Source organism: Proteiniphilum saccharofermentans (assembly GCF_900095135.1).
Classification (GTDB): Bacteria; Bacteroidota; Bacteroidia; order Bacteroidales; family Dysgonomonadaceae; genus Proteiniphilum; species Proteiniphilum saccharofermentans.
The window spans coordinates 3,455,713-3,478,349 of record NZ_LT605205.1; the positions used below are offsets into that span (position 1 = coordinate 3,455,713).

General features: G+C 43.4%; 18 protein-coding genes. 9 read left to right on the forward strand and 9 right to left on the reverse strand.

Annotated features, from left to right (window positions below):
• Positions 1–25 precede the first annotated feature (25 nt).
• The 3 genes from PSM36_RS13345 to PSM36_RS17405 form a co-directional block, all read right to left on the reverse strand.
• Positions 26–3,505, reverse strand: coding sequence for a SusC/RagA family TonB-linked outer membrane protein (locus tag PSM36_RS13345; protein ID WP_076932271.1), 3,480 nt, complete (start codon positions 3,503–3,505; stop codon positions 26–28).
• A 188-nt stretch (positions 3,506–3,693) separates the two neighbouring features.
• Complete coding sequence (locus PSM36_RS13350) at positions 3,694–4,533, reverse strand: sugar phosphate isomerase/epimerase family protein (protein WP_083711171.1); 840 nt, start codon at positions 4,531–4,533, stop codon at positions 3,694–3,696.
• Positions 4,534–4,858: 325 nt separating this feature from the next.
• Positions 4,859–5,032: a hypothetical protein gene (locus PSM36_RS17405; protein WP_154671030.1), complete on the reverse strand. Its 174-nt coding sequence runs from the start codon at positions 5,030–5,032 to the stop codon at positions 4,859–4,861.
• Positions 5,033–5,090: 58 nt separating this feature from the next.
• Here PSM36_RS17405 and PSM36_RS13355 point away from each other — a divergent pair, with 58 nt between their 5' ends.
• The 8 genes from PSM36_RS13355 to PSM36_RS13390 all read left to right on the forward strand — a co-directional run bounded on the left by PSM36_RS13355 (position 5,091) and on the right by PSM36_RS13390 (position 13,026).
• Complete coding sequence (locus PSM36_RS13355) at positions 5,091–6,272, forward strand: ATP-binding protein (protein ID WP_076932272.1); 1,182 nt, start codon at positions 5,091–5,093, stop codon at positions 6,270–6,272.
• Between the two features lie 135 nt (positions 6,273–6,407).
• Positions 6,408–6,785, forward strand: a complete 378-nt coding sequence (locus PSM36_RS13360) for a hypothetical protein (RefSeq protein WP_076931343.1) — start codon at positions 6,408–6,410, stop codon at positions 6,783–6,785.
• Between the two features lie 20 nt (positions 6,786–6,805).
• Positions 6,806–8,296 (forward strand): endonuclease Q family protein, encoded by a 1,491-nt coding sequence (locus PSM36_RS13365; protein WP_076931344.1) that lies wholly within the window; start codon positions 6,806–6,808, stop codon positions 8,294–8,296.
• A complete protein-coding gene (locus tag PSM36_RS13370; protein ID WP_076931345.1) occupies positions 8,280–8,765 on the forward strand; it encodes a 3'-5' exonuclease in 486 nt (161 codons plus the stop codon). The genes PSM36_RS13365 and PSM36_RS13370 overlap by 17 nt, the downstream gene beginning before the upstream one ends.
• Positions 8,766–8,957: 192 nt before the next feature.
• Complete coding sequence (locus PSM36_RS13375) at positions 8,958–9,563, forward strand: HAD family hydrolase (RefSeq protein ID WP_076931346.1); 606 nt, start codon at positions 8,958–8,960, stop codon at positions 9,561–9,563.
• Positions 9,564–9,692: 129 nt separating this feature from the next.
• Positions 9,693–10,655 (forward strand): C40 family peptidase, encoded by a 963-nt coding sequence (locus tag PSM36_RS13380; protein WP_161947580.1) that lies wholly within the window; start codon positions 9,693–9,695, stop codon positions 10,653–10,655.
• A 175-nt stretch (positions 10,656–10,830) separates the two neighbouring features.
• A protein-coding gene (gene prfB, locus PSM36_RS13385) for a peptide chain release factor 2 (RefSeq protein WP_154671031.1) occupies positions 10,831–11,944 on the forward strand; the annotation gives its coding sequence in 2 pieces (ribosomal slippage) (positions 10,831–10,893 and positions 10,895–11,944; 1,113 coding nt in all).
• Positions 11,944–13,026, forward strand: a complete 1,083-nt coding sequence (locus tag PSM36_RS13390; RefSeq protein ID WP_076931349.1) for an AI-2E family transporter — start codon at positions 11,944–11,946, stop codon at positions 13,024–13,026. The genes prfB and PSM36_RS13390 overlap by 1 nt, the downstream gene beginning before the upstream one ends.
• Before the next feature lie 35 nt (positions 13,027–13,061).
• On the opposite strand, the gene PSM36_RS13395 is transcribed toward PSM36_RS13390, so the two are convergent.
• Positions 13,062–13,829: a TIGR02757 family protein gene (locus PSM36_RS13395; protein ID WP_083711172.1), complete on the reverse strand. Its 768-nt coding sequence runs from the start codon at positions 13,827–13,829 to the stop codon at positions 13,062–13,064.
• 149 nt (positions 13,830–13,978) lie between these two features.
• Between PSM36_RS13395 and PSM36_RS13400 the strand changes: the two genes are divergently transcribed.
• A complete protein-coding gene (locus PSM36_RS13400) occupies positions 13,979–16,249 on the forward strand; it encodes a trypsin-like serine protease (protein ID WP_076931351.1) in 2,271 nt (756 codons plus the stop codon).
• Here the strand turns inward: PSM36_RS13400 and PSM36_RS13405 are convergent, their stop codons facing one another.
• The 5 genes from PSM36_RS13405 to PSM36_RS13430 form a co-directional block, all read right to left on the reverse strand.
• Positions 16,250–17,959, reverse strand: a complete 1,710-nt coding sequence (locus tag PSM36_RS13405; protein ID WP_076931352.1) for a lytic transglycosylase domain-containing protein — start codon at positions 17,957–17,959, stop codon at positions 16,250–16,252.
• A 47-nt stretch (positions 17,960–18,006) separates the two neighbouring features.
• On the reverse strand, positions 18,007–18,771 hold the full coding sequence (locus PSM36_RS13410; RefSeq protein WP_154671032.1) for a DUF5683 domain-containing protein: 765 nt from the start codon (positions 18,769–18,771) through the stop codon (positions 18,007–18,009).
• Positions 18,772–18,777: 6 nt separating this feature from the next.
• Positions 18,778–19,686, reverse strand: coding sequence for a ParB/RepB/Spo0J family partition protein (locus tag PSM36_RS13415; RefSeq protein ID WP_076931354.1), 909 nt, complete (start codon positions 19,684–19,686; stop codon positions 18,778–18,780).
• A gap of 332 nt (positions 19,687–20,018) precedes the next feature.
• Entirely contained in the window at positions 20,019–20,780 is a 762-nt protein-coding gene (locus PSM36_RS13425) for a ParA family protein (protein WP_076931356.1), read from the reverse strand.
• Between the two features lie 126 nt (positions 20,781–20,906).
• Positions 20,907–22,238 carry a KamA family radical SAM protein gene (locus tag PSM36_RS13430; RefSeq protein WP_076931357.1) on the reverse strand — a complete coding sequence of 444 codons (1,332 nt, stop codon included), beginning with the start codon at positions 22,236–22,238 and terminating at the stop codon, positions 20,907–20,909.
• Between the last annotated feature and the right edge of the window lie 399 nt (positions 22,239–22,637).

Consider the following 22,637-nt stretch of genomic DNA (forward strand, 5'->3'; position numbering starts at 1 on the left):
ATTTAAACTATTTATTTTCAAAATATCAGAATGTCATATTAACCCCTAAAGTCCATGTCCTTAATGTAGGATAATCAGTCCGCCCGCCATCGTACATATTTCTATACCTGCCGGGGTACGGATTGTAAAAGTCCCATAAGTTATTACCTGTCAAATTAAATTGCAATCTTTCGATCTTAACGTTTTGTAATAACTTTTTCGGTAATGAATAGCCAAAAACCATATTTCTTACATACATTCTGAAAGAGGATACTTGCCAGAAATCGGAACGCTCCCCAAATGCACTTGGAACAGCCATACTCGGATATTTTCCATTCGGATTATCATCCGGATCGAACATATCGGCTACATAAGAGAATTGGGACCATATAATGGTGCTATTATTAATGGCTTGCCTTACATCGTTATCAAGAGCATAATAACCACCCCAACCGGTAGAGATCATAGAAGACCAGCTAAAATCTCCCCACTGAAGGCTTAATTTTGTATTCACGCCATGACGCCTGTTACTGGCCAGTTTGGCATAATCTTCACCGTGATCTCTCGAAATTACACCATTCGGACCGGCAATAGTTTGGTTTTCGACATCGATATCTCCTGCAAGATCCTGATAAGCAATCATGCCGGGAAACATTCTATCCTTGGAAGTAATACCAAGATAACTGGGAGTAGTGCCGGCTGCCGTTGCCAGATCGGTAAGATACTGCCAATATTTGTCGATATCTTCCTGCGTCCTAAGCATCCCGTCGCCCTGGCTTGTATTTTTCCAAACTTTAAACCCCCATTGATGTCCGGGGCCACGATAGCCTGTCCAACTGCCCTGATCTTGCACAAGTGCGGGATAATCGAAAACAGGCTCTTGTCCCAATACGGTTTTGTTCCAGTTTATACTATAGTCAATCCCAATTCCATATCTGATCGGTCCCCATGACGGAAGCAAAGATTGGTTAATCCTGTCGTTCCACCTTAATGAAAATTCCCATCCCCAGGCATCTTTCTTCCCATAATTGATCGGTGGTAGCCTTGCCCCGATATAGATGGGTTCTTCATCATCAGCGATCTGCATAATCAAATCTTTCGTTTTGTCGTAATAATAATCCGTCGTAAGGGACAAACGTCCCGACAATATACTAAAATCCAACCCCAGGTTTTGCTTGATTGAAGTGTCCCACTTGATATCACGATTCGCAGTACCTCTTATATTAGCTCCCAAAGCAGGTTGCCCGCCTATACTTCCGAATCCGAGGCCACCGGTCGGATTGATATTATAGAGTTGTAACCACATCCAGGCGTCCACATTGTCCTTCCCTGTCTGCCCTAAACTATAACGTAATTTTAAAAAATCTATCGTATTGGATAATTTGCTGTTTTTGAAGAATTTTTCTTCCGATATAACCCAACCGGCAGACCCTGTAGGGAAAATACCCCAGTAATTTTCAGGGGCAAATTTCGTGGAAGCATCAGCACGGATAACAAACTGAAACAGATAACGATTATCGTATTTGTAATTTGCCCTGCCCACATATGATAAAGATCCACTCTCATATTTTCTGAAATAGGTTTCCTGGGCATTCGTACTCAGCGTCCCGGCTGTAGCGCTTACGCCATTGTATGATCTTCCGGGGCCCCTGTATAATTGCTGCTGATTGATGCCCTCCGCTTCACCTCGCTCAATGACCCCTGTAGCAGATACGTCATGTCTGCCAAATGTGCCGTTGTACATCAACATGAAATTAAGCTGTTCCGATTTTCTTATATTCTTAGTATAAGTAATTGTAGGTTTCCTACTGATATCGGTACCGTCAGGATCCCCATAGTTGATAAAATTCCAGATTGTATGCTCTCCGATCAGGTGCATCCCTTCTCTATCGGTATTTCCGGCACGTGCAAGCTGGTAATAGTCGCCCACGTTATTGTTATATGAATTGTCATAACCCACTGCATAGGTTCCCCTTACCGATAATCCTTTGATAAACGGAATATCGTAATTTAAAGAGAAGTTCGCATTGTAACCATTCTGCTCCAGGTAACTTCTCGATTTGGAATCTTCATTGGCAAAAAAGTTCCATACCGGGAACCCGCTACCGACATTTGCGTCTGTAGACGTGTTCACAGCATGGGGACCAACCCATGGCGACAAATAGAAATTTCGCATCTCATTGGTGACAGGATCCAGAATCTCAGCCTCTATAGGAATGAATTTTGGCATGTGGCGCAGCATCGGGTAATCGTGTGAAGGGCTTTGACTTCCCCATGGGCCGGAAGAAATCCTTGCCTGAGGATTATTGCCGGTTTGTTTGGTATTGTATCCTGAAATCGAGGCCGACAGTTTTAATCCCGCCGCAACGGTTATCTCGCCACCTGTACGGAATGTCCATTTATCAAAATCCTGGATCTTTCCTAAATTTGTTTCCTGATTTTGGTAATTGATCCCGGCAAAATAGGTTAATTTTTCCGAACCGCCATCAACCGTTAGTGAATGGCGTTGAGACAATGCCGACTGCCATGCCCTATCCAACCAGTCATAGTTCAGGTTTTTCATCGCATTCAACTCACTTTCGGAATAAAGATATGGCGCCCAATTTGAATTACCATTGATCCTGTCTAATTGATTCAGCATCCGATTGGTAAACACGCCGGTTTCATATGCATTCATTGTTTTTATATGCCCGACCGCATCAGAGAAATCCAACTTTGCAGAATAAGAGATTTTTGGCGTACCAACAGATCCTCTTTTTGTTTTTACCAGTATTACGCCAGCAGAGGCACGGGAGCCATACACAGCAGCTGAAGCGTCTTTCAGGATTGTCATGCTTTCAATGTCGGAATGATTCAACATGTTAAAAACAGTCATACTAGGTTCTCCATTCTCATCCACCTGCACCACATCATCAATAACGATCAGTGGTTGATTAAACGCCGAACTTCCATCGAAACTCATAGGTTGGCGCACCCTGAACGAACCGGTTGAACCGGGTCGACCGCTACTTTGAGTTACAGATAATCCCACTACCTGCCCTGCCAGCGCATCTATAATGGAAGCACCCGGCAACTCCGCGATCTCATCCATGTTCACACCTGTTGCCGCACCGGTCAGATCCCTCACGCGTTGTGTACCGTAACCCACTATCACCACTTCATCCAATGTCTGGGCATCAGGCTCCAATTGAACCGTAAGGCTACCAGAGGTTACCTGAATGCTTTGTGTTTCATACCCGACATAAGATATCCTTATTTCATCTCCTTTCCTTACTGAAATTGTGAAGTTTCCATCAATGTCGGTAACAGTCCCACCGCCGGTTCTTACAACCAGAATCGAAGCACCGATTACAGGATCATTGTTCTCATCAATTACTTTACCTCGCACGGTAATGTCTTGTTCAACATTCTTTAAAACTTCTTTTTTTTCAAAAACAGATGCCTGAGATGACATTGGCATGTACCAGAAAAATAAACTAAAGGCGCACAATATCGTCGGCACATTTAATTTAAGATTTAATCTCATTTTTTGTTGTTTGTAATTCATACGTCAATATTTATTTTTAAAGATTAAGGTCGTATGGAACCAGAACGATTAGTTAATTTAACGATTTGACGATTTGTTGATCAGTAATTATCAAATCGCCACATCATCATATCATCAAATTGATTATCATGCTCGTTTCATAGATATAAAAATTAGAGTCATTTGATTTATCGTTGAAATATATCTTTCAAATAATCGATATTAGTACCGAAATTTTTCCTTACATCGGTCGGTTCATTTTTATCTCTGGACCTCTCTACAATAAGCCAACCGCTCCATTCCATTTCATCGAGTACTGATTTAATTTTTCTCATGTCCAACCTTTTGTTGTAAGGTAACGTAACACTGTCGGTGTCCGTACAATGGATCTGGCAAATTCTCTCTTTCCCCAATATCTTCAGCTCTTCATAAATATCCCTGCCTGCTTCCAACGGATTTTGAAAATTAAAATAGATCTTAATGGCCGGAGAGCCGATTTCTTCTAACAAATTTATTTCCGATGCAGCATCCAAAGAAGTCTCAATACCTATTACTACCCCTGCCTGTTCTGCCATATCGCCGACCACTTTCAGCCTTCTGACCAATTCGGGCCTGATGTCGGGTCTTTTATTCAGATCACCCTGCACCCCCAACGGTAAAAAGGCTATTTCCACATCCATTTTTTTCATCGTTTGGATACAATCGTCCAACAGTTCCCTGTAATTTTCTCTCTCTACAAAAGATTGTGCGTAAAATGCAGACATGGCAATCGAAGCAATTTCCAGATTATATTTGTCAGCCTCGCTTTTGAACTGTTCAACAAAAACAGTATCCCGTAATTTATTATCGAACAATTTCCTATTTCCCAGTCCTCCCATATCAACTTCAACACCGTCTCCATTCAGTTCGCTGGTCAATTCAAAAGCTCCAATCTTCTGACGTTTCAATATCATCCAATCACATACTCCAATTTTATATCGTAGGTGATTCGACTCCCCATCCGGTTTTGTTTTTCCATTGCAGTTCATGTAGATTAAACTCAGTAAGAACAAAACAAATATTATGATGAAGGATCTGTATGATATTTTTCCATCCCTACTTAAATACTTTCTCACCACTTTCATCTGTAATGATTTAACATGTAAAAATTTCTCTTCATTTCTCTTATGACGACAGAATCATTTTTTTGTAATCACATATATCTTATTTAAGTTATAAAAATAAAAGTTAAAAATCACATGGACAACTAATCTGCTATATACAAAGGAACTATATGCGTATGTACCAAGATTAATCTACGTACTCATGGATTTGTTTTACGAGTAAAACCGGTCAATTGGCCTGCGCCTGTGTTTATTGAAGAAGAGTATAAGAAATCTGTACGGGATAGAAAAGGGAACCGATCTGTTGCATGGCGCTGTCGGGGTTGCTTTCGATAAGCCGTCCGGCATCTGCCAGCAGCCTGGAGGCTTCGGGCTGGGGGTTGAGGTTGCACTCCCCCAAAAAAGACGGCACTATGCAAATCATAAAATTACACTTTTATATTTACATAAAACTTGTACCTTTGCCAAAAAATTTCAGAGTTATGGTTTCAAGAATAATTACAGAGAAAATCAAGTTTCTTGCAGGCAAATATCCTATCATAACACTTACAGGAACAAGGCAATGCGGAAAATCGACACTGCTAAAATCGGCATTCCCTGACTATCGTTATGTGAGTTTGGAGGATTTGGACTTGCGAATGATGGCAAAAGACGATCCGCGCGGTTTTTTGCAAAACTTTGGCAGTAAAACCATTATTGACGAGGCACAGTATGTTCCCGAACTCTTTTCGTACATTCAAACAAAAGTCGATGCTGAAAACAAGGCGGGAATGTATATTTTATCGGGATCGCATAATTTTTTGCTGTTGCAAAACATATCGCAAAGTTTGGCAGGACGGACGGCAGTGCTGAAACTCGCGCCTTTTTCCATTACAGAACTGCAAAACGCCTCGCTTTTGCCCAATACGCTCAACGATTTCCTTTTTACAGGCGGCTACCCGCGCATTTATGACAAACAAATTGCGCCCGCTGATTTTTACCCGCACTACATTCAAACTTATATCGACCGCGATATTCGCACAATTCGCGAAATCAGCAACCTGTCGCAGTTTGTCCGTTTCCTCAAACTTTGCGCCGCGCGGACAGGGCAATTATTGAACATTACCTCGCTCGCAAACGAGGCGGAAATCAGCGTACCTACTGCCAATGCATGGCTCTCGCTTTTGGAGAGTTCTTATGTGGTTTTTTTGTTAAAACCATATCACAATAATTTCAATAAACGGCTTGTCAAATCGCCGAAACTCTATTTTTACGATACGGGCTTGGCGGCGTCTTTGCTTGGTTTGGAAAATTCCGAACAACTTTCTACCCATTATTTGCGGGGCGAAATTTTTGAAACGATGGTAATTTCCGAAATTGTAAAGCAGCATTTTTTCGCAGGGCTTGAGCCGCAAATCTATTTTTGGCGCGACAGCAACAAAAACGAAGTCGATTTGCTGATTGAAAGCGGCGGACAGTTGCAGGCAATCGAAATAAAATCTTCCGCCACAATGAAAAACGACTTCTTCGATACGCTGCAACTTTTCCAATCGTTTAGCGGAATAAGCCCTGAAAATCTGTTTGTAGTTTATGGCGGAGAAACCGATTATACGACAAAAAAAGGCAAGTTTATATCGTGGAAAAATCCATTTCAGGTAAAAAGTGGTTATCCTTTGGATCGTTAGTCCTGACTGGTTAAAATCTAAAATAAACATTGAATGAAGCGGAAAAGGATTTTGAAAGTATTTTTGTATCTTTACGCCACAGACATATTGCCTGGTTTTTGTTTCTCAACTCATTAAACCAAAAATACGTGCAAAATGAAAAAAATCGGTGTTTTATTATCAGCAGTATTATTATTAAGCCTGTACACAACAGCTTATGCAAGTGACCTTACCAAAGCAGTACAAGGTGTTTGGACAGCTAAAGTGGCGGATGCGCCTTATGGTTATCAGGATTACCAGGTGACAATAAAGCAGGTAGAAGGTAAGTGCGTGGCGGATATTACAGGTTCTCAACTGAATGTAAAAAATCAGGAATTGAAGGAAGTTGACGGAAAACTGACGATAACAGTGTATGCCGGAGAAAATGTGCAAGTCGTCATCTGGAAGGAAAAGAAAGAAGTGAAAGGAACAGCCGACACTTCCATGGGTAAGTTGCCGATTGAATTTACCCGTAAACAAGAGTCCAAACAGTAACCTCATTGCGGTTATCGTCTATGTCTTATATTGCCGACCTTCATCTTCATTCCCACTATTCACGGGCTACCAGCAAGGAACTGAATCTTGAATCACTTTTCCAGTGGGCACGTATCAAAGGGATCCATGTGGTAGGCACGGGAGACTTTACACATCCCCTCTGGTTTAAAGAGATAAAAGAAAAGCTGGAGCCGGACGGAACAGGTTTGTTCCGTCTGAAAAATCCCCCGAAAAAAGAGATCGACGGATTCAAATGCAAGGATATTGACATACGGTTTTGCCTTACTTCCGAGATAAGCTCCATTTATAAACAGGGAGATAAGGTGTATAAAAATCATAACTGTGTATATGCCCCGGATTTTGAAACAGTTGCCCGCATTAATGCGAAGTTGGCGCAAATCGGAAATCTGGAAGCAGACGGGAGACCCATATTGGGACTGCCTGCGCGCAACCTGCTGGAGATCGTATTGGAAACTTCCGATGATGCCCATCTTATCCCGGCTCATATCTGGACACCCTGGTTCTCCCTCTTCGGCTCAAAATCGGGTTCCGATACAATAGAAGAATGTTTCGGCGATTTATCCCACCATATCTTTGCCCTCGAAACCGGTTTGTCTTCCGATCCGGAGATGAACTGGCGGTTGAGCATGCTTGACAAATATACGCTGGTATCCAATTCGGACGCCCATTCTCCGCAAAAACTGGGACGTGAAGCCAATCTGTTCGATACCGAACAAAGTTACTACGCCCTGTTCGATGCACTGAAAACAAGGAAAGGATTCCTTGGCACCTATGAATTTTTTCCCGAAGAGGGCAAATACCATATGGATGGACACCGCAAGTGCAACGTCTGCTTTGAACCGGAAGAAAGCATCCGGCACAAGAACATTTGTCCGAAATGCGGCCGGCCACTCACTATAGGCGTCCTGCACCGTGTCTTCGAATTGTCCGACCGCAGGCAGCCACAACAACCTGAAGGGGCTCCGGGGTTCCATTATATTATCCCCCTGCCCGAAATACTTGCCGAAATCAAAAATGCTTCCTCTTCCGGCAACGTGGTGAACCGGTTTTTCCAGCAGGCCATATCTTCGTTCGGCAACGAATTTACCCTCCTGACAGAGGTTCCGGTCGAAGATATCAAAAAACAGGCGGGCATGTTGCTGGCAGAAGCCATTCAACGGATGCGTGCGCGGGAAGTACATCCCCAGGGTGGGTATGACGGAGAATACGGCATCATTAAAATTTTCAAAGAAGGGGAAATCGAACGGCTTACAGGCCAGATGGATCTCTTTGGAGCGGCTGATATAACTAAAACCGCCAAACGTGAAAGCAGGGATACGGAGATTACGAAGAAAATTCCCTTACCCGATCTGACAGAACCGACCGGCGCTCCCTCCTTAAATGCGGAGCAACAGGCTGCAAGAAGCGCGTTTTACTTCTCTTTTCGGAAAGCAAGGAGAAGAAGTTTTCGCAAAGCAAGGAGCAACAGGTGTTGTGTCATTTATTTTTGAAAAATTTATCACTGATGAGACCCTGGATGAGACGGGAATTATCCGGAAAGAAACTATTCTCCACATTGCCAGGGAATACGAAGGAGATCTGGAACCGTTTTTACATAAGATTTTGCTGGATACCTATACCGATGTGGCACGCCTGAAAACCGATGCGGTAACGCTGCTGACTTTCCACGCTTCCAAAGGGCTCGAGTATCCGGTTGTATTCATTGCAGGAGCCGAAGAAGGAGTCACTCCTTTACTGAGAAATAACATTGATATCGAAGAAGAAAGGAGACTTTTTTATGTAGCCCTTACCCGTGCCAAAGACCATTTGTTTATTACAAATTCTTTAATGAGAAAAAATTTCAACCAGACAGAAAATAAGACCCGGTCAAGATTCGTTGGAGAAATACCTGCTTCCTTCAGGGAAACCATAGAAAAGAAACCTCCAAAGCCTAAATGTGAACAATTGCGGTTGTTTTAGGTTGTAAGCGTTTTTGGAAAAAGTCCAATGAGAATAGAGAAGAACCTGATACGGAGACATTTTTTATAATGCATACACTCTTGCTTTTTCAACAAATATCTGAAAAAGGGATTATCTCTTCTTTTGGAGGGAACGTCCGGAATTATCCGGAAGTAACAATGGAAAAGAAAAATCCTATTAAAAAAAATAATAATGAAACCATTAAAGAACATTATCTTTGACTTCGGTGGGGTGCTGATCGATTGGAATCCCGTCTATCTCTACCAGGAAATTTTTGATAAAGAAGAGGATATGAATTATTTCCTGGAACATGTGTGCCGCTATGAATGGAATGTGCTGCAAGATGCCGGGCGCTCCCTGGCAGAGGGCACCAGGGTCTTACAGGAACAACACCCTGAGTACCGTGAAGAAATAGCGATGTATTACGGTCGATGGGATGAGATGCTGGGAGGTACTATAAAAGAAAATGTGAAATTGATTAAGCCCCTGAAAGAAAAATATAACATATACGGGCTTACGAATTGGTCGGCTGAAACGATCCCCATTGCCATGGAACGCTACGATTTTTTCAAGGATTTGGATGGGATGGTTGTTTCAGGTGCGGAAAAGATAATAAAGCCCGATCCGAAACTCTATCATATTTTGCTGGAACGTTATGAAATAGAAGCCGGAGAATCACTTTTTATCGATGATAATTACGCAAATATCGAAGCCGCGCAACAACTGGGATTTCAAACAATCCATCTGGCAGAAGGAATCAGTCTGGAGGAAGTGCTAAAAGCAAAAGCTATCTTATAAAGATATTTTCCTTCTTCTATTCCTCCCACTTTTACAGGCACGTTGTTAAAAAATAAGAAGTATATCAGCTACAACAACGATTTTACTTATTTTTGTCAACTATATATGTTATTATACAGCGTGTTCACTATGGCATACAGAAATAACGGCTGGTTGAAAGTCGTTTCTCTGGCAATCATAACATTTATCCTGGCCTCCTGCGGTGCGGGAAGAACAACTGTCTCCAGTAGTAAACCATCTACGGTTTTACAAGATGATATCATCCAATATGGAAGGCAGTACCTCGGTAAACCTTACCGGTATGCAGGGAAAGGCCCTAATTCTTTCGATTGTTCAGGTTATACCTCCTTTGTGTTCAGAAAATTCGGATACAGGTTAGATCCCAGTTCAGCCGGACAGGACCGCCAAATCCCCACTATCGCCAGACGAGAGGATCTTCGAAAGGGTGATCTTGTTTTTTTTGAAGGAAACAGAAAGAACGGGAGAGTCGGACATGTAGGAATAGTGACGGAAGCATTCCCTAACGGACAATTTAAATTCATCCATTCTTCCACCACCAGCGGAGTGATTATCTCCTCCTCTACAGAACCATATTACGCATCGCGCTATTTACGAGGAGGGAGAATCCTGGAGGAAAATGCATCATATGTGACACGACGCAATCCACAAGTAAATAAAAAACAACTTACAGCAACAAATAAAGAACCGGTACAACCAAATATCCCGGAGATAACACCTCGCGAAACAGATGAACCCGTAATAACGACCATACAGACCGGAAATTATTCCGGCCGCGAATCTATACTTGTACAGACTGATCCCCTGAAAAATCCTCCCCTCACATCAACAAACGGAAAAGGGCAAAGAGAAGATAAGGTTCAACGGACAAAAAGCGACATGGTGCTGAGAGAAGAAGAGAATGCTATAATTTCCGCCCCTACTAATACTAAAAACCATACGGTACAAATGGGCGAAACACTCTACTCCATCTCACGATTATACGGATGTACCGTAGAACAACTGAAAGTATGGAACCCGCACCTGAAAACTGTATTAAAACCTGGAGAGTCCCTACTTGTCCATACCAATTAACCTGAACAGTACACCATAAAGCCACCCTGCCATGTACGAATTTCCATATCTTAATGGAATTCCGGCATCTTTTATGTATTTTTGTGGCTCATTACAGAAATCGATTATTCCATTATACGGAGTAAGCGTAAGAAAAACAAGGAAATCGACAATATAAAAAGTATAAAATATAATTATGATAACGACAGACCAACTAAAAGATGTGTTGGAGCGCGAGAACGCGCTGAGGGGGTATCTTTGACATCGATGTAAAGCGTATCCAATTAGAAGAAGAAGAATTAAGGACTCAATCACCCGATTTCTGGAACGACGCCAAAACCGCCGAACAGCAGATGAAGGTAGTGCGTGAACTGAAATACTGGATCAATGCCTACCAGGAGGTAAAGTCGGCTGCCGAGGAGCTACAGTTGGCATTCGACTTCGCCAAAGAAGGAATTGTTTCGGAAGAGGAGATAGATGCCAACTACAAACATGTGCTTCGACTGATCGAAGACCTGGAGTTGAAAAATATGCTTCGTCGTGAGGAAGATCAACTGGGAGCAGTATTAAAGATCAATGCAGGTGCAGGCGGTACGGAGAGTCAGGACTGGGCCTCTATGCTTTTCCGTATGTATCAGCGCTGGTGTGAAAGCAAGAACTACAAGACTACTGTTACCAATTGGCAGGATGGCGATGATGCCGGCATAAAGACAGCGACCCTGCAGGTGGAGGGCGATCTGGCTTACGGATTCCTGAAAAGTGAGAACGGGGTGCACAGGCTGGTACGCGTATCCCCTTTCAATGCGCAGGGGAAACGGATGACCTCATTCGCTTCGGTGTTTGTCGTACCATTGGTTGACGACTCCATCGAGATAGAGGTGAATCCCGCCAACCTGAGTTGGGACACTTTCCGTTCGTCCGGAGCCGGTGGACAAAATGTAAATAAGGTGGAAACCGGCGTACGACTACACTACCAGTATAAAGATCCTGACACCGGAGAAGAGCAGGAAATTGTAATTGAAAATACCGAGAGCCGTTCGCAAATGGGAAATCGGGAGAATGCCCTGCGTTTACTCAAGTCGCAGCTTTACGAAATAGAACTGGAGAAACGCCGTGCAGCACAGGCAGCTATTGAAGCTGGTAAAAAGAAGATCGAATGGGGATCCCAGATCCGCAGTTATGTATTCGATGATCGCCGTGTAAAAGACCACCGCACCAACTACCAGACATCAGATGTGACTGGAGTAATGGACGGTGATCTGGATGAGTTTATCAAAGCCTATCTAATGCAATTTGGAGACGAAGCATAATGCCAGACAGAAAGAACCGATATCATCGTTTTGTCCTTTTAGGGTTGATCCTGCTCTTGTCAATTATTATTTTCAAAGAGCTACACCCCTATCTGGGAGGATTTTTCGGTGCTTTCACACTTTTCATTCTCCTGAGAGGATTGATGGTGAGACTGGTGGAGAAACATAACTGGAGAAAAGGGGTGAGCGCTTCAGTCATTGTGCTCGGGACCACGATATTTATTCTGATCCCGCTCACTGGCTTCGGGTTTCTTGCTGTTGACACTATCTCAGGAATAAGTATTGATCCTGCACAGATCATAAAAAGCATGAGAGAGTTCTCTGACATCGTTGAGGAACGCATTGGGATCACCTTGTTCACTCCCGAAAATCTTTCGTTCGTACCCCGTGCAGGGTCTTCCATCATGCAGTCACTCGTCTCAGGGTTAAGTTCTATGGTTATCAACGGAGTCATCGCCATTTTCCTGCTTTATTTTATGCTGGTAAGCTATCAATCATTGGAGAATATTACCCATGAGATACTCCCATTCAGTGAGAAGAACAAGCGCATTCTCCGGGAGGAGACAAAATCTATTATCCAGGCAAATGCCATTGGTATACCGGTAGTTGCCATCACACAAGGGATACTGGCCTATATAGGGTATCTCTCCTTCGGAGTAAGCAATCCGCTTGTATATGCCGTTTTAGTAGCTTGTACCACCATCATCCCTGTGGTAGGCACTTCGCTGGTATGGGTACCGATCGGTATTTCAGCACTGACTCAAGGTGATATAGTAAGAGGGGTATTACTACTTTGCTACGGGCTACTTATCATAGGGGGATCCGATACCATCCTCCGGTTTGTACTGCAAAAAAGGCTGGCTAATATCCATCCGTTGATCACTTTCTTTGGTGTGATCATGGGGCTTGCCATGTTTGGATTTTGGGGGATTATTTTTGGTCCGCTGCTGATCTCTTTGTTATTGCTTTTCTTTAATATGTATCGTCACGACTTTATTCCCGGTTCGACGGCACAACCCCGTGTCACTACAAAAGAAGACGGGAAAGGGGGCATTCTTTTCCGAAAAAGAGCGGCAAAGTAAGCTGCATCCTTTAGTATGCCACAATCCTTATTATTTTAGTTTCCATGCTTTACCCATTTATTTTCTAACGACAACCCGAAAAGGGCAAAGTCATATTTCACCGGATCAGCAGGATCCAGGAGGCGGAGGTTTTCGGTCAGTTCCAGCGCAGTTTTCCAATCGGTCTGTTTTCTGGTAATTAATTGCAGTCGACGTGCCGTCCTGTCTACATGGAGATCAATAGGACAAATCAGCGCACTTTGAGGAATACGTTTCCAGATACCGAAATCCACTCCTTTTCCATCACTTCTCACCATCCAACGCAAAAACATATTGATCCTCTTGCATGCTGAATTGCGAAGAGGAGTTGCCACATGTTTGCGGGTACGATACGGTGCGTCAGGAAAATCAAAAAAAAGCCGTTCGAACCGGATCAGTGAGTCTTCTACCGAATGAAAAACGCCTCCGTCCAGAAACGCCTCCTCTAATGTAGGATAACGTGAGTAATGCCGATGCAGAAAATCCACAAAGTAGAGTAAATCAGTATCGTTAAAGGTACGATGTGTAAAGCCGAGCAGACTTTTCAAATCGTCATCGCTATGCTCCATAATAAAACGGTAAGGCTCGCCTCCGAACCGTTGCACCAGTTCACCGCATTTGGCGATAATCGTTTTTCGTTGTCCCCACGCCAGTATAGCAGCAAAGAAACCCATGATTTCACGGTCTTGTCTGCCGGAAAACAGGTGAGGAACAGATATCGGATCATTTTCAATAAATGAAATATTGTTATATCGATCTACTTTCTCATCCAAAAAACTCTTCATACGATTAAATATCATTCCTGTTACTTACTCCACTTTCTTGCACAAATAATTTAGTGCAAAATTACGCCTATTCCTTAAAAAACCTTACATTTGCAATTATTTCTTCAATTACAAAAGAAGAAATAAAACATTGAAATTAATTCCTATTCATGAGAAGTGTACCCTACTCTTTCCAGCCTATACTGAAGAGCAGTCTTCTATTTGTTTTCTGTTTCCTCTTCCATACGGTTTCGGGGCAGATCAGTTACGGAGGTAAACCCCTTCCGCTTCACGCCGGGATGGGGGCAAGATCTATAGAACCGGCCACTGATCTCTTCGTAGAGATGCCGTCATTCGATGTGACGGCAGCATTACGGCAGTCCCAGCAGGATCAGACAAACCTCAAAAGCTTAGAGTTTGCCCACAAATTTTATCCGTTCCTTCGTCCCGACAATTCAGGTATTGGCTTTGTTACCGGCAAAATGAAGGTGTGGCGTGTGGGGATTCGTTCAAAAGGTGCTTACTCATTGAATATTCTTTTTTCAAAATTCAGGTTACCCCCGGGGGCACAATTGTTCGTGTATAACTCCGACCAGTCGGAGATCTTAGGTTCATATACCGAAAAAAACAATACAGAGCTGAACATGCTCCCTGTACAGCCTGTCGGGGGCGATGAATTAATCGTGGAATATCAGGAACCGCTGGATGCGGTATTCAACGGTGAGATTGAGGTAGGTGAAGTAAATCACGATTTTCTGGGGATCTTCTTCAGGGCCACTGAGATGAGAGACCCGCAGCAGGATTGCCATCCCAACCTTATTTGCTATCCGGAGGATATCCAAACCGGAAGCGGCGTAGTGGGACTGATCATCAACGGAACAACCTATTGTACCGGCTCTCTCGTGAATAATACGGCAGAAGATGGTACACCCTACCTGCTGACTGCCACCCACTGCCTGAATAGCAATTACAACCCCAGCTTTCTGGCCAACAGAAGATATGACATCGTTGCCGGCAGTATCGTCGCCTTTTTCAATTACAATTCACCATTGTGTGATATCGATATCCGCGGCCCGTTACAGATGACCATGGCTTCGGCCGATTCGGTACTGATCAGCGAAAGGCATGATATCTCCCTGCTCAGATTGAAAGAGATCCCCCCGGCAGAATACCAGCCTTATTATTTAGGATGGAATGCCGGCTCTTCTCCTTCAGCACCGTTCCACGGCCTGCACCACCCCAACGGAGGGATTAAGAAAGTAGCAATAGACGAAGACCGGCCACGCCTCGGTTCGTTTACTCTTCCCAATAATTACCAGGCTGAACCCAACTCCTTTTGGGAAGTAGGGGCATGGGATATCGGAGCCACCGAAGGGGGATCCTCGGGTTCGCCACTCATCGACAGGGAAAAAAGGGTATTAGGTACGCTTACCGGAGGGGCGTCGATGTGTTCATCACCCAGAGGTCCGGATTCTTATGCATCTCTTTTCAAATTCTGGGACGTACAAGGATCACTCGACAACCCGAACCCGATCAGCCATTATCTTGATCCGGAGGAATCACAAGTTATGCAATTGGGAGGTTTCAACCCCTATTCACAACAACCTTTCACTAAAAGCCACAATTTTAAACCGGAAGACAAGGCTGTAAGTTATCTATTTCAACGGATCCCTCTATTTGCCACTAACAACACTTTTGGATACACCGAATTTGCTGAGCAGTTCTATGCCGGAGACGGAGTAGAGTTGCGGGGAGTGTTTGTCTCATCCCCCCCTGTTAGCAGTATTTCGAGTATGAACATCAGAATAAAGGTTTACTCCGGAGAGAATGGGCCTGAACGGCTCCTTTACGAACAGCCCTACAATTATAGCTACAGATATTTCAATAATACAGACTTTCCGGTCAGCTCCCGCAATATGCTCCACAATATAGAGAATTATATCCGCTTTAATGAACCTGTATCTGTTTCAAGGACATTTTATATTTCCTACTCCGATGCCAACGGGATACCGGCCGGTTTTTCGGCATTTAGTGCAGAAGCCAGAAGGGTCGGTTCCGGGATCGTTTCCACGGCATGGATGAAAAATGCTTCGGGATGGGTAAAATCGTCGGAAAACATTGAGAATCCTATTAATACCACTTTACTGATAGCACCCTATGTTATAGGCAATACCTCCACCTCAGTAGAACCGGAAAAAGAACAATTCAAATTGGTTGTCTACCATTCCAGTGAAGTGAAACGGATATTTATCGAATCAAACTATGATTTGGTCGAATGGGAAATTTTCTATTCATCAGGGATAAAAATCCATCATGAAACCATTGATATCAGTATAAGCAGAGGTTCCTATTCGTCAACTCATCTTCCGAAAGGAGTTTATATAGTACGGGTTAAAACTGTTGATGGGACTGTCTCTGCAAAGAAAGTATTGGTGACCTAATTACTTATCTTCCAATTCCACAGAGATCTCTTCTTCTATTCCGGAAACAGTTTCCGGTTCGTCCGGCAATTTGTTCTCTCCGACTTTTTTCTCAATTTGATCTTTCAGATAAGACGAAATAATATTGCTTCCACCCGATACTTCGGTACGGTTGTAATCCTCTTTTTCGGACTCCGGCTCTTGGACAATGGGTACTACTTTTTTTCCGATAATCAACTGATCTCCGATGCCGATCCGGGAAGAATTCAATCCGTTCCATGATTGAAGCTGTGCCACCTGAATACCGTTTTTCCGTGCGATATCTCCGAGTGTATCACCTTTCCTGACCCGATAATACTGATTGACTGTCTGGGTTTTTCCATCGGGATTGTCAGTAACAGCTTGTGCCAGCTGTTTCTCTGTCGTTGCCTGGGGTGCCACTGCTTTTTTCCCCACGATCAACTGTTTTCCGATATTGAGCCTGTTGGAACTAAGCCCATTCCAGGATTTGAGCAAGGCAACGGTCGTGCCATTCCGTCTGGCAATAGTAGAAAGATTATCTCCTTTTTTTACCCGATAATAGACATTGGTTGTATTTCCCGATACCGATGAAACCGAACCGTCCAGAAAACCGTCGGTATTAGCCCTGTGCGTAAAATACCGCTCCTTATCATAATTAATAATGGTATCGTTTTTATCGATAAATGCATACATCTTTTCCGTAGGCAAAACCAATGCATGTGCTTTAAAATCACCAGGAATAATATTCTTCTTAAACTGAGGGTTCAATCTCTGTAACTCACCCAGAGATATATCCAGTACTCCTGCAATTTGTTCCAGGTGTATCCTCTCGTTCACCTGCACCGTATCGAGCGCAACTGTCAGGGATGAAGAGTGTGCAGGGCAAATATTATGATCTGCATAGTAATGCATAATATAATTGGCTGCGATAAAAGCGGGTACGTACCCTCTGGTTTCTCGCGGTAAACGGTAATAAATCTCCCAGTAATCCCGTTTACCACCACTCCGTGCAATCGCCTTGTTCACATTCCCCGGCCCGCAGTTATAGGCTGCAATTACTAAGTTCCAGTCCCCATAAATCGCATATAGGTCTTTGAGGTAACGTACGGCAGCATCTGTTGATTTATAAGGATCACGCCTTTCATCTACCAGACTGTTTACTTCCAATCCGTAACCTTTACCCGTACGCAGCATAAACTGCCACAACCCCGTAGCCCCGACACGGGACACTGCTACAGGATTGAGCGCTGATTCAATTACAGGAAGATATTTTAGTTCCAACGGAAGTCCGTGTCTGTCCAACGCCTGCTCAAACATAGGGAAGTAATAGTCGCCCAGCGCCAGCATATAGCTCACTTGGTCCCTCTTACGGACAGCATACATCTCTATGTAATTCTTCACCACGCTATTGAAAGAAAGCTCCATCTCCGAGGGTAAATTATAGAGTCTTTTAATATAAACTGAGTCATGAAAGACCACATTCTGTCCCCTTTTACAATCAATCTCCGCATTCGACAGATCAAGTTGCCAGTTACGTAAGAGGTCACTCAGTTTTTCCGTCATACTCTCCGGATAAACGATTGCATTATCCTGAATGGTGTCTGCACTGGCCGATGAAGTTTGCGGTGAATTTTCCGGTAGGCTATTTTGAGCTATAAGTCCCAGCCCGGGCCATAGAGCTACCAATATAAGTAAGATAGTTTTCTGCATACCAATTAAGGATTCATCCCGGGAGGATGAATCATGTTGTTTTAGTGTTAAAAATTAAAACTCAATTGCAACCCGTATGAGGTGCTTCCCAGATTAAGTCCCTTCTCTCCCCTGATTAGAACAGGAGCTACGCGCATTGAGAGATCCGGACTCATATCGAAATCAAACAACTGCGCATCCACGTAAGCATCTATAATAAAAATCAAATAGACTCCCACGGTAGCGATAATACTCAGATCCCTGTAGTAACGATAGTGATCTTTCCTTTGCTGCAATACCCCCGTGAACCACTGTGTATCTACCGTCTCCGGATCTTGTCCGTAAGGCAGCATATCGTGCCAACGGTTGGTTGCGGGGTCATCATCCATAATATCTTGATAGGCTCCCAAATAATCCCTGTAATAACCGTTATTCCAGGTAATGGCATATGTCAATCCGGCATAGGCTCCATAAACAATGGGTAATTTCCAGTATTTACGGTTATAAATCTGTCCTAACCCAGGCAAAATGGCGGAATAGATAACCGCTTTCCGAGGAGAAGGACTGAATGTATGGGAAGGTGCGAAAAACTTATCGGAAGTCATTTCGATAAGTGTGCCTGCTTTTGTGATGACGGAATCCTGCTTACCGGCAACCTCTCCTCCATTTTTGAGATCAACGGAAACGGAGTCGGACACCTGCCGGAGAAGCGAATCTCCTGCCAACACGGGGACACTATCCAGTGGCTGTTCTCGTGAATGACTCTGCGCCTGGACATCCACTGCGCAAAAAAGGATCGACAGACAAGTAAGGATTCCAGCCACATTCATCATCAGCAATTATTTTTGCATTTTATCAAACATGACGATAATACGTTCCAGATCTTCCGGAGAATCGAAAGGGATCGTAATCTTACCCTTGCCACGTTTGTTATAACTGAACTGCACATCGGTCTGGAAATAGGCAGAAAGATGTTGTTTTAACGCATCAAAATCATCTGGCGATTGTTGTCTCGAAGTTGATTTCCCGGTTTTTGGCTTACGGCTACCGACATCTTTTAGTTGCTGGATAGGCGCTCCTTCGTCATAATCTTTCACCATTGACTCCACTTTCCGCACTGACAACCCTTCTTCGAGGATCAGGTTGTAGAGGGAGAGTTGCGCTACCGGATCGTTCATGGTGATCAATGCACGCGCATGCCCCATGTCAATTTTTTTGTTTTTTACTCCCATCTGTACTTCCGCCGGAAGCTTCAACAGGCGCAGGTAATTGGTGACAGTCGCACGCTTCTTACCCACTCTTTCGCTCAACTGTTCCTGTGTCAGGGAAAGGGTATCGATGAGATTCTGGTATGCCAGGGCGATTTCTATAGAGTTGAGATCTTCACGTTGAATATTTTCAATCAGCGCCATCTCCATCATCTCATCATTGTCGGCCGTCTTGATATAAGCCGGGATAGAAGACAATCCTGCCATCTGAGAGGCACGGTAACGACGCTCACCCGCAATGATCTGGTAAGTATCGTCATCGAGTTTCCTTAAGGTGACAGGTTGAATAACACCGATCGATTTAATGGAGGCGGACAACTCCCTCAATCCCTCTTCATCGAATGCCCTACGCGGTTGGTCAGGGTTGGGGACAATCTTATCGAGTTCCACCTCACTAATGGAAGAAGAGCCTTGTGTTTCACCGTCGTTAAAGGTGATCAACGCATCCAGTCCTCGTCCTAATGCATTCTTTTTCGCCATAGTCTATACCATAAAGGGTACAAAGTTAGTGAACATTTTCGTTAAGCAAGAGCAGAACAAATAAATTTGTTTTGTCGAGCGCAGAAAATGTCTAATTTTAATGAACTATTCTGTTAAGCCAAATGCACAGAGCCAAGCTTGCTTGAGTTATGTCATAGCGAAGAATAGTCTGATGAAATCGAACTATTTCGTTAAGCGAATACATAGTCAAAACAAGTTTTGCCTCTGTTGAGCGTAGAAATAGTCTAATGTAATTGAACGTTTTCGTTATGTCATATGTGCAAAAGACAGGGAAACTGTCTTTTGCCATGACGAGAAAAAGTAGAAAAATTTCAATTTTTTTCGATCAACTCTTGTGCCAGTTGTATATGATTTGTCGCCCCGCGGGAACCGGCATCGTACATAAGTGCCGGCTTGGCATGGCTCTGTGATTCACTGAGTGTAATGTTACGCTGAATAACTGTAGTGAATACCAACTCTTTGAAATGATGTTTTACCTCTTCGTATATCTGATTATGAAGACGCAGACGAGAGTCATACATAGTGAGTACAAAACCCTCTATTTCAAGCTTGGTATTCAGTTTCGATTTGATGATCTTTATCGTATTAAGCAACTTACTCAACCCTTCAAGGGCAAAATATTCGCATTGTACGGGTATCAATACCGAATCGGCAGCAGTAAGCGCATTGACCGTAATGATACCCAACGACGGCGAGCAATCGATCAGGATAAAATCATACTGCCCTCTTACCGGATGCAAAAGATCCCTGAGCCTTTTTTCCCTGTTCTCCATCTGCACCATCTCCAATTCCGCACCTACCAGATTGATATGGGACGAGATAATATCGATATTTTCAAATGGAGTATTCTGCACCGCCTCTGCGGGGGTACATTTACCGATCAACCCTTCATAAATAGTATTTGCAGCTTTTTTAATATCAATACCCAAACCGGAGGAGGCGTTCGCCTGCGGGTCGGCATCTACCACCAACACCTTTTTTTCCAACGCGGCAAGTGATGCCGCAAGATTAATCGTAGTTGTGGTCTTGCCCACCCCTCCCTTCTGATTTGCCAGAGCAATGATTCTTCCCATATTATTCTATTTACAGGCAACAAAATAAGTAATAAATCAGTTAACTCTATGTTAATTATTTAAAACATTGTTTTTTTTGTTGATAAATAGGGGAAATCAAGACAATCTACACAGGAAACCAGGTATCTATTCCCATATAAAATCGATATCTTTTTCGTATTTACCCAATAGGTTATCTTTCTGAAAGAAAAACTCTTCTTCTCCGAAAGCCGGCTTGAGTTCATCGAACCAGGTAGCCTTTTTATCGTATTGGGCAAAGAAAGGAATATCCACTAAATTAGGATTACGGCACTGAAGGAAGCGAAGCGCAAACACCTTCTCACCTCTCACTTCCGCCACACCCAACACCTGAATTTTTCCGGGATTAGCACTCATACTGGGACCACGGACAGTCCGGCAGATACCACTCACATTACGGTAAGCCTTCCTGAAAACATTCCATGCTTTTTCAAGCGGCACCTCGAAAAAAGTCTTGGAACCTGTATCCCGTGCAACAAACATATAATAAGGGATCAATCCCTGCCTGACCTGCTCTTTCCACATATTCGCCCACACCTTCGGATCATCGTTAATATGACGCAACAAAGGCGATTGGGTTCTGATCTGCGCACCGGTATTAAGTATCCTCTCAATAGCCTGTTTCACCGCATCGGTAGAGAGCTCTACCGGATGATTAAAATGTCCCTGAAAAGCAAGGTGCTTTCCTGCTTTCTTCACCTTCTCGAATAAGCGTAACATGTCATCGGCATCTTTGTCTGTCAGAAACCGGTAAGGCCAGTAAGCTAACGTCTTAGATCCTATACGGATATTACGGATATGTGAAAATTCCTTTGTCAGTAGCGGTTCGATATAGGCCGACATGATACTTGCTTTCGCTGTAAGCGGATCGCCCCCTGTAAAAAGGACATCCGACACCTTGGGATGCTTCAACAGATATTTATGGAGTAGATCTGCCTCTTTCATCGCAAATTTCAGCTCATTCATGCCGGAGAACTGCGGCCAGCGGAAACAGAAAGTACAATAAGCGTGACATGTCTGCCCCTGACTGGGAAAGAAGAGCACCGTCTCGCGGTATTTATGTTGCATACCATGCAATTTTATCCCGTCTACCATCGGCACATTATGTTCCTGTCCTGCCGGATTGGGATTCAGCTTCATCCTGATATCATAAACTTTCTGCTTTAATCCTGCCTCATCATTTGCATCGATCAATTTTTTCACCTGCGCATAATGGGTTTTCGATAGCATCTCTTCCCGGGGAAAAGTCAGTGTGAAGATGGGATCTTCCGGTACATTACTCCAGTCGATCAACTCTTCCACCACATAGTTGTTCGCCTTAAAAGGCAGTACCCGACCCACCACTCCAATCGCTTCCCGTTCCTGATCGGACAGGGCACTCAGTTGGGGCAGATCATTATAGTTACGCAAAATGAAATTTCTATACTTTTTATTTTCCATATCAATTGAATTATGTTTTATTTGGTGAACTACAGGAAGTGAATAAGAACCCGAATATCGGGAAATGAGGGTTTAGATTGCAGTTCGAGATAAACAAAAATAAGACAAAAGTATCAAAAAGACAACCAAATTAATACATTTTTGTATTTTTTGGGGAAATAAAAAATCAGTTTGCCTATTTTTGAAGAAAAAAGCAATATTTCTCATCAAAGTATCGATAAATACAAATATAATGATTACTTTTGCAGCCTGATGAAAATATATTTTTCACATACACACTACCCCAAAGCAACAGTTTTAGTCCGACGATGCTTTTGACTTATACGGAGGCTCCGGTTTCCGTATCATTTCCCCTTTTATCTTTTTTCGCCTTCGGGCATCACTCTACCAACAACCCAT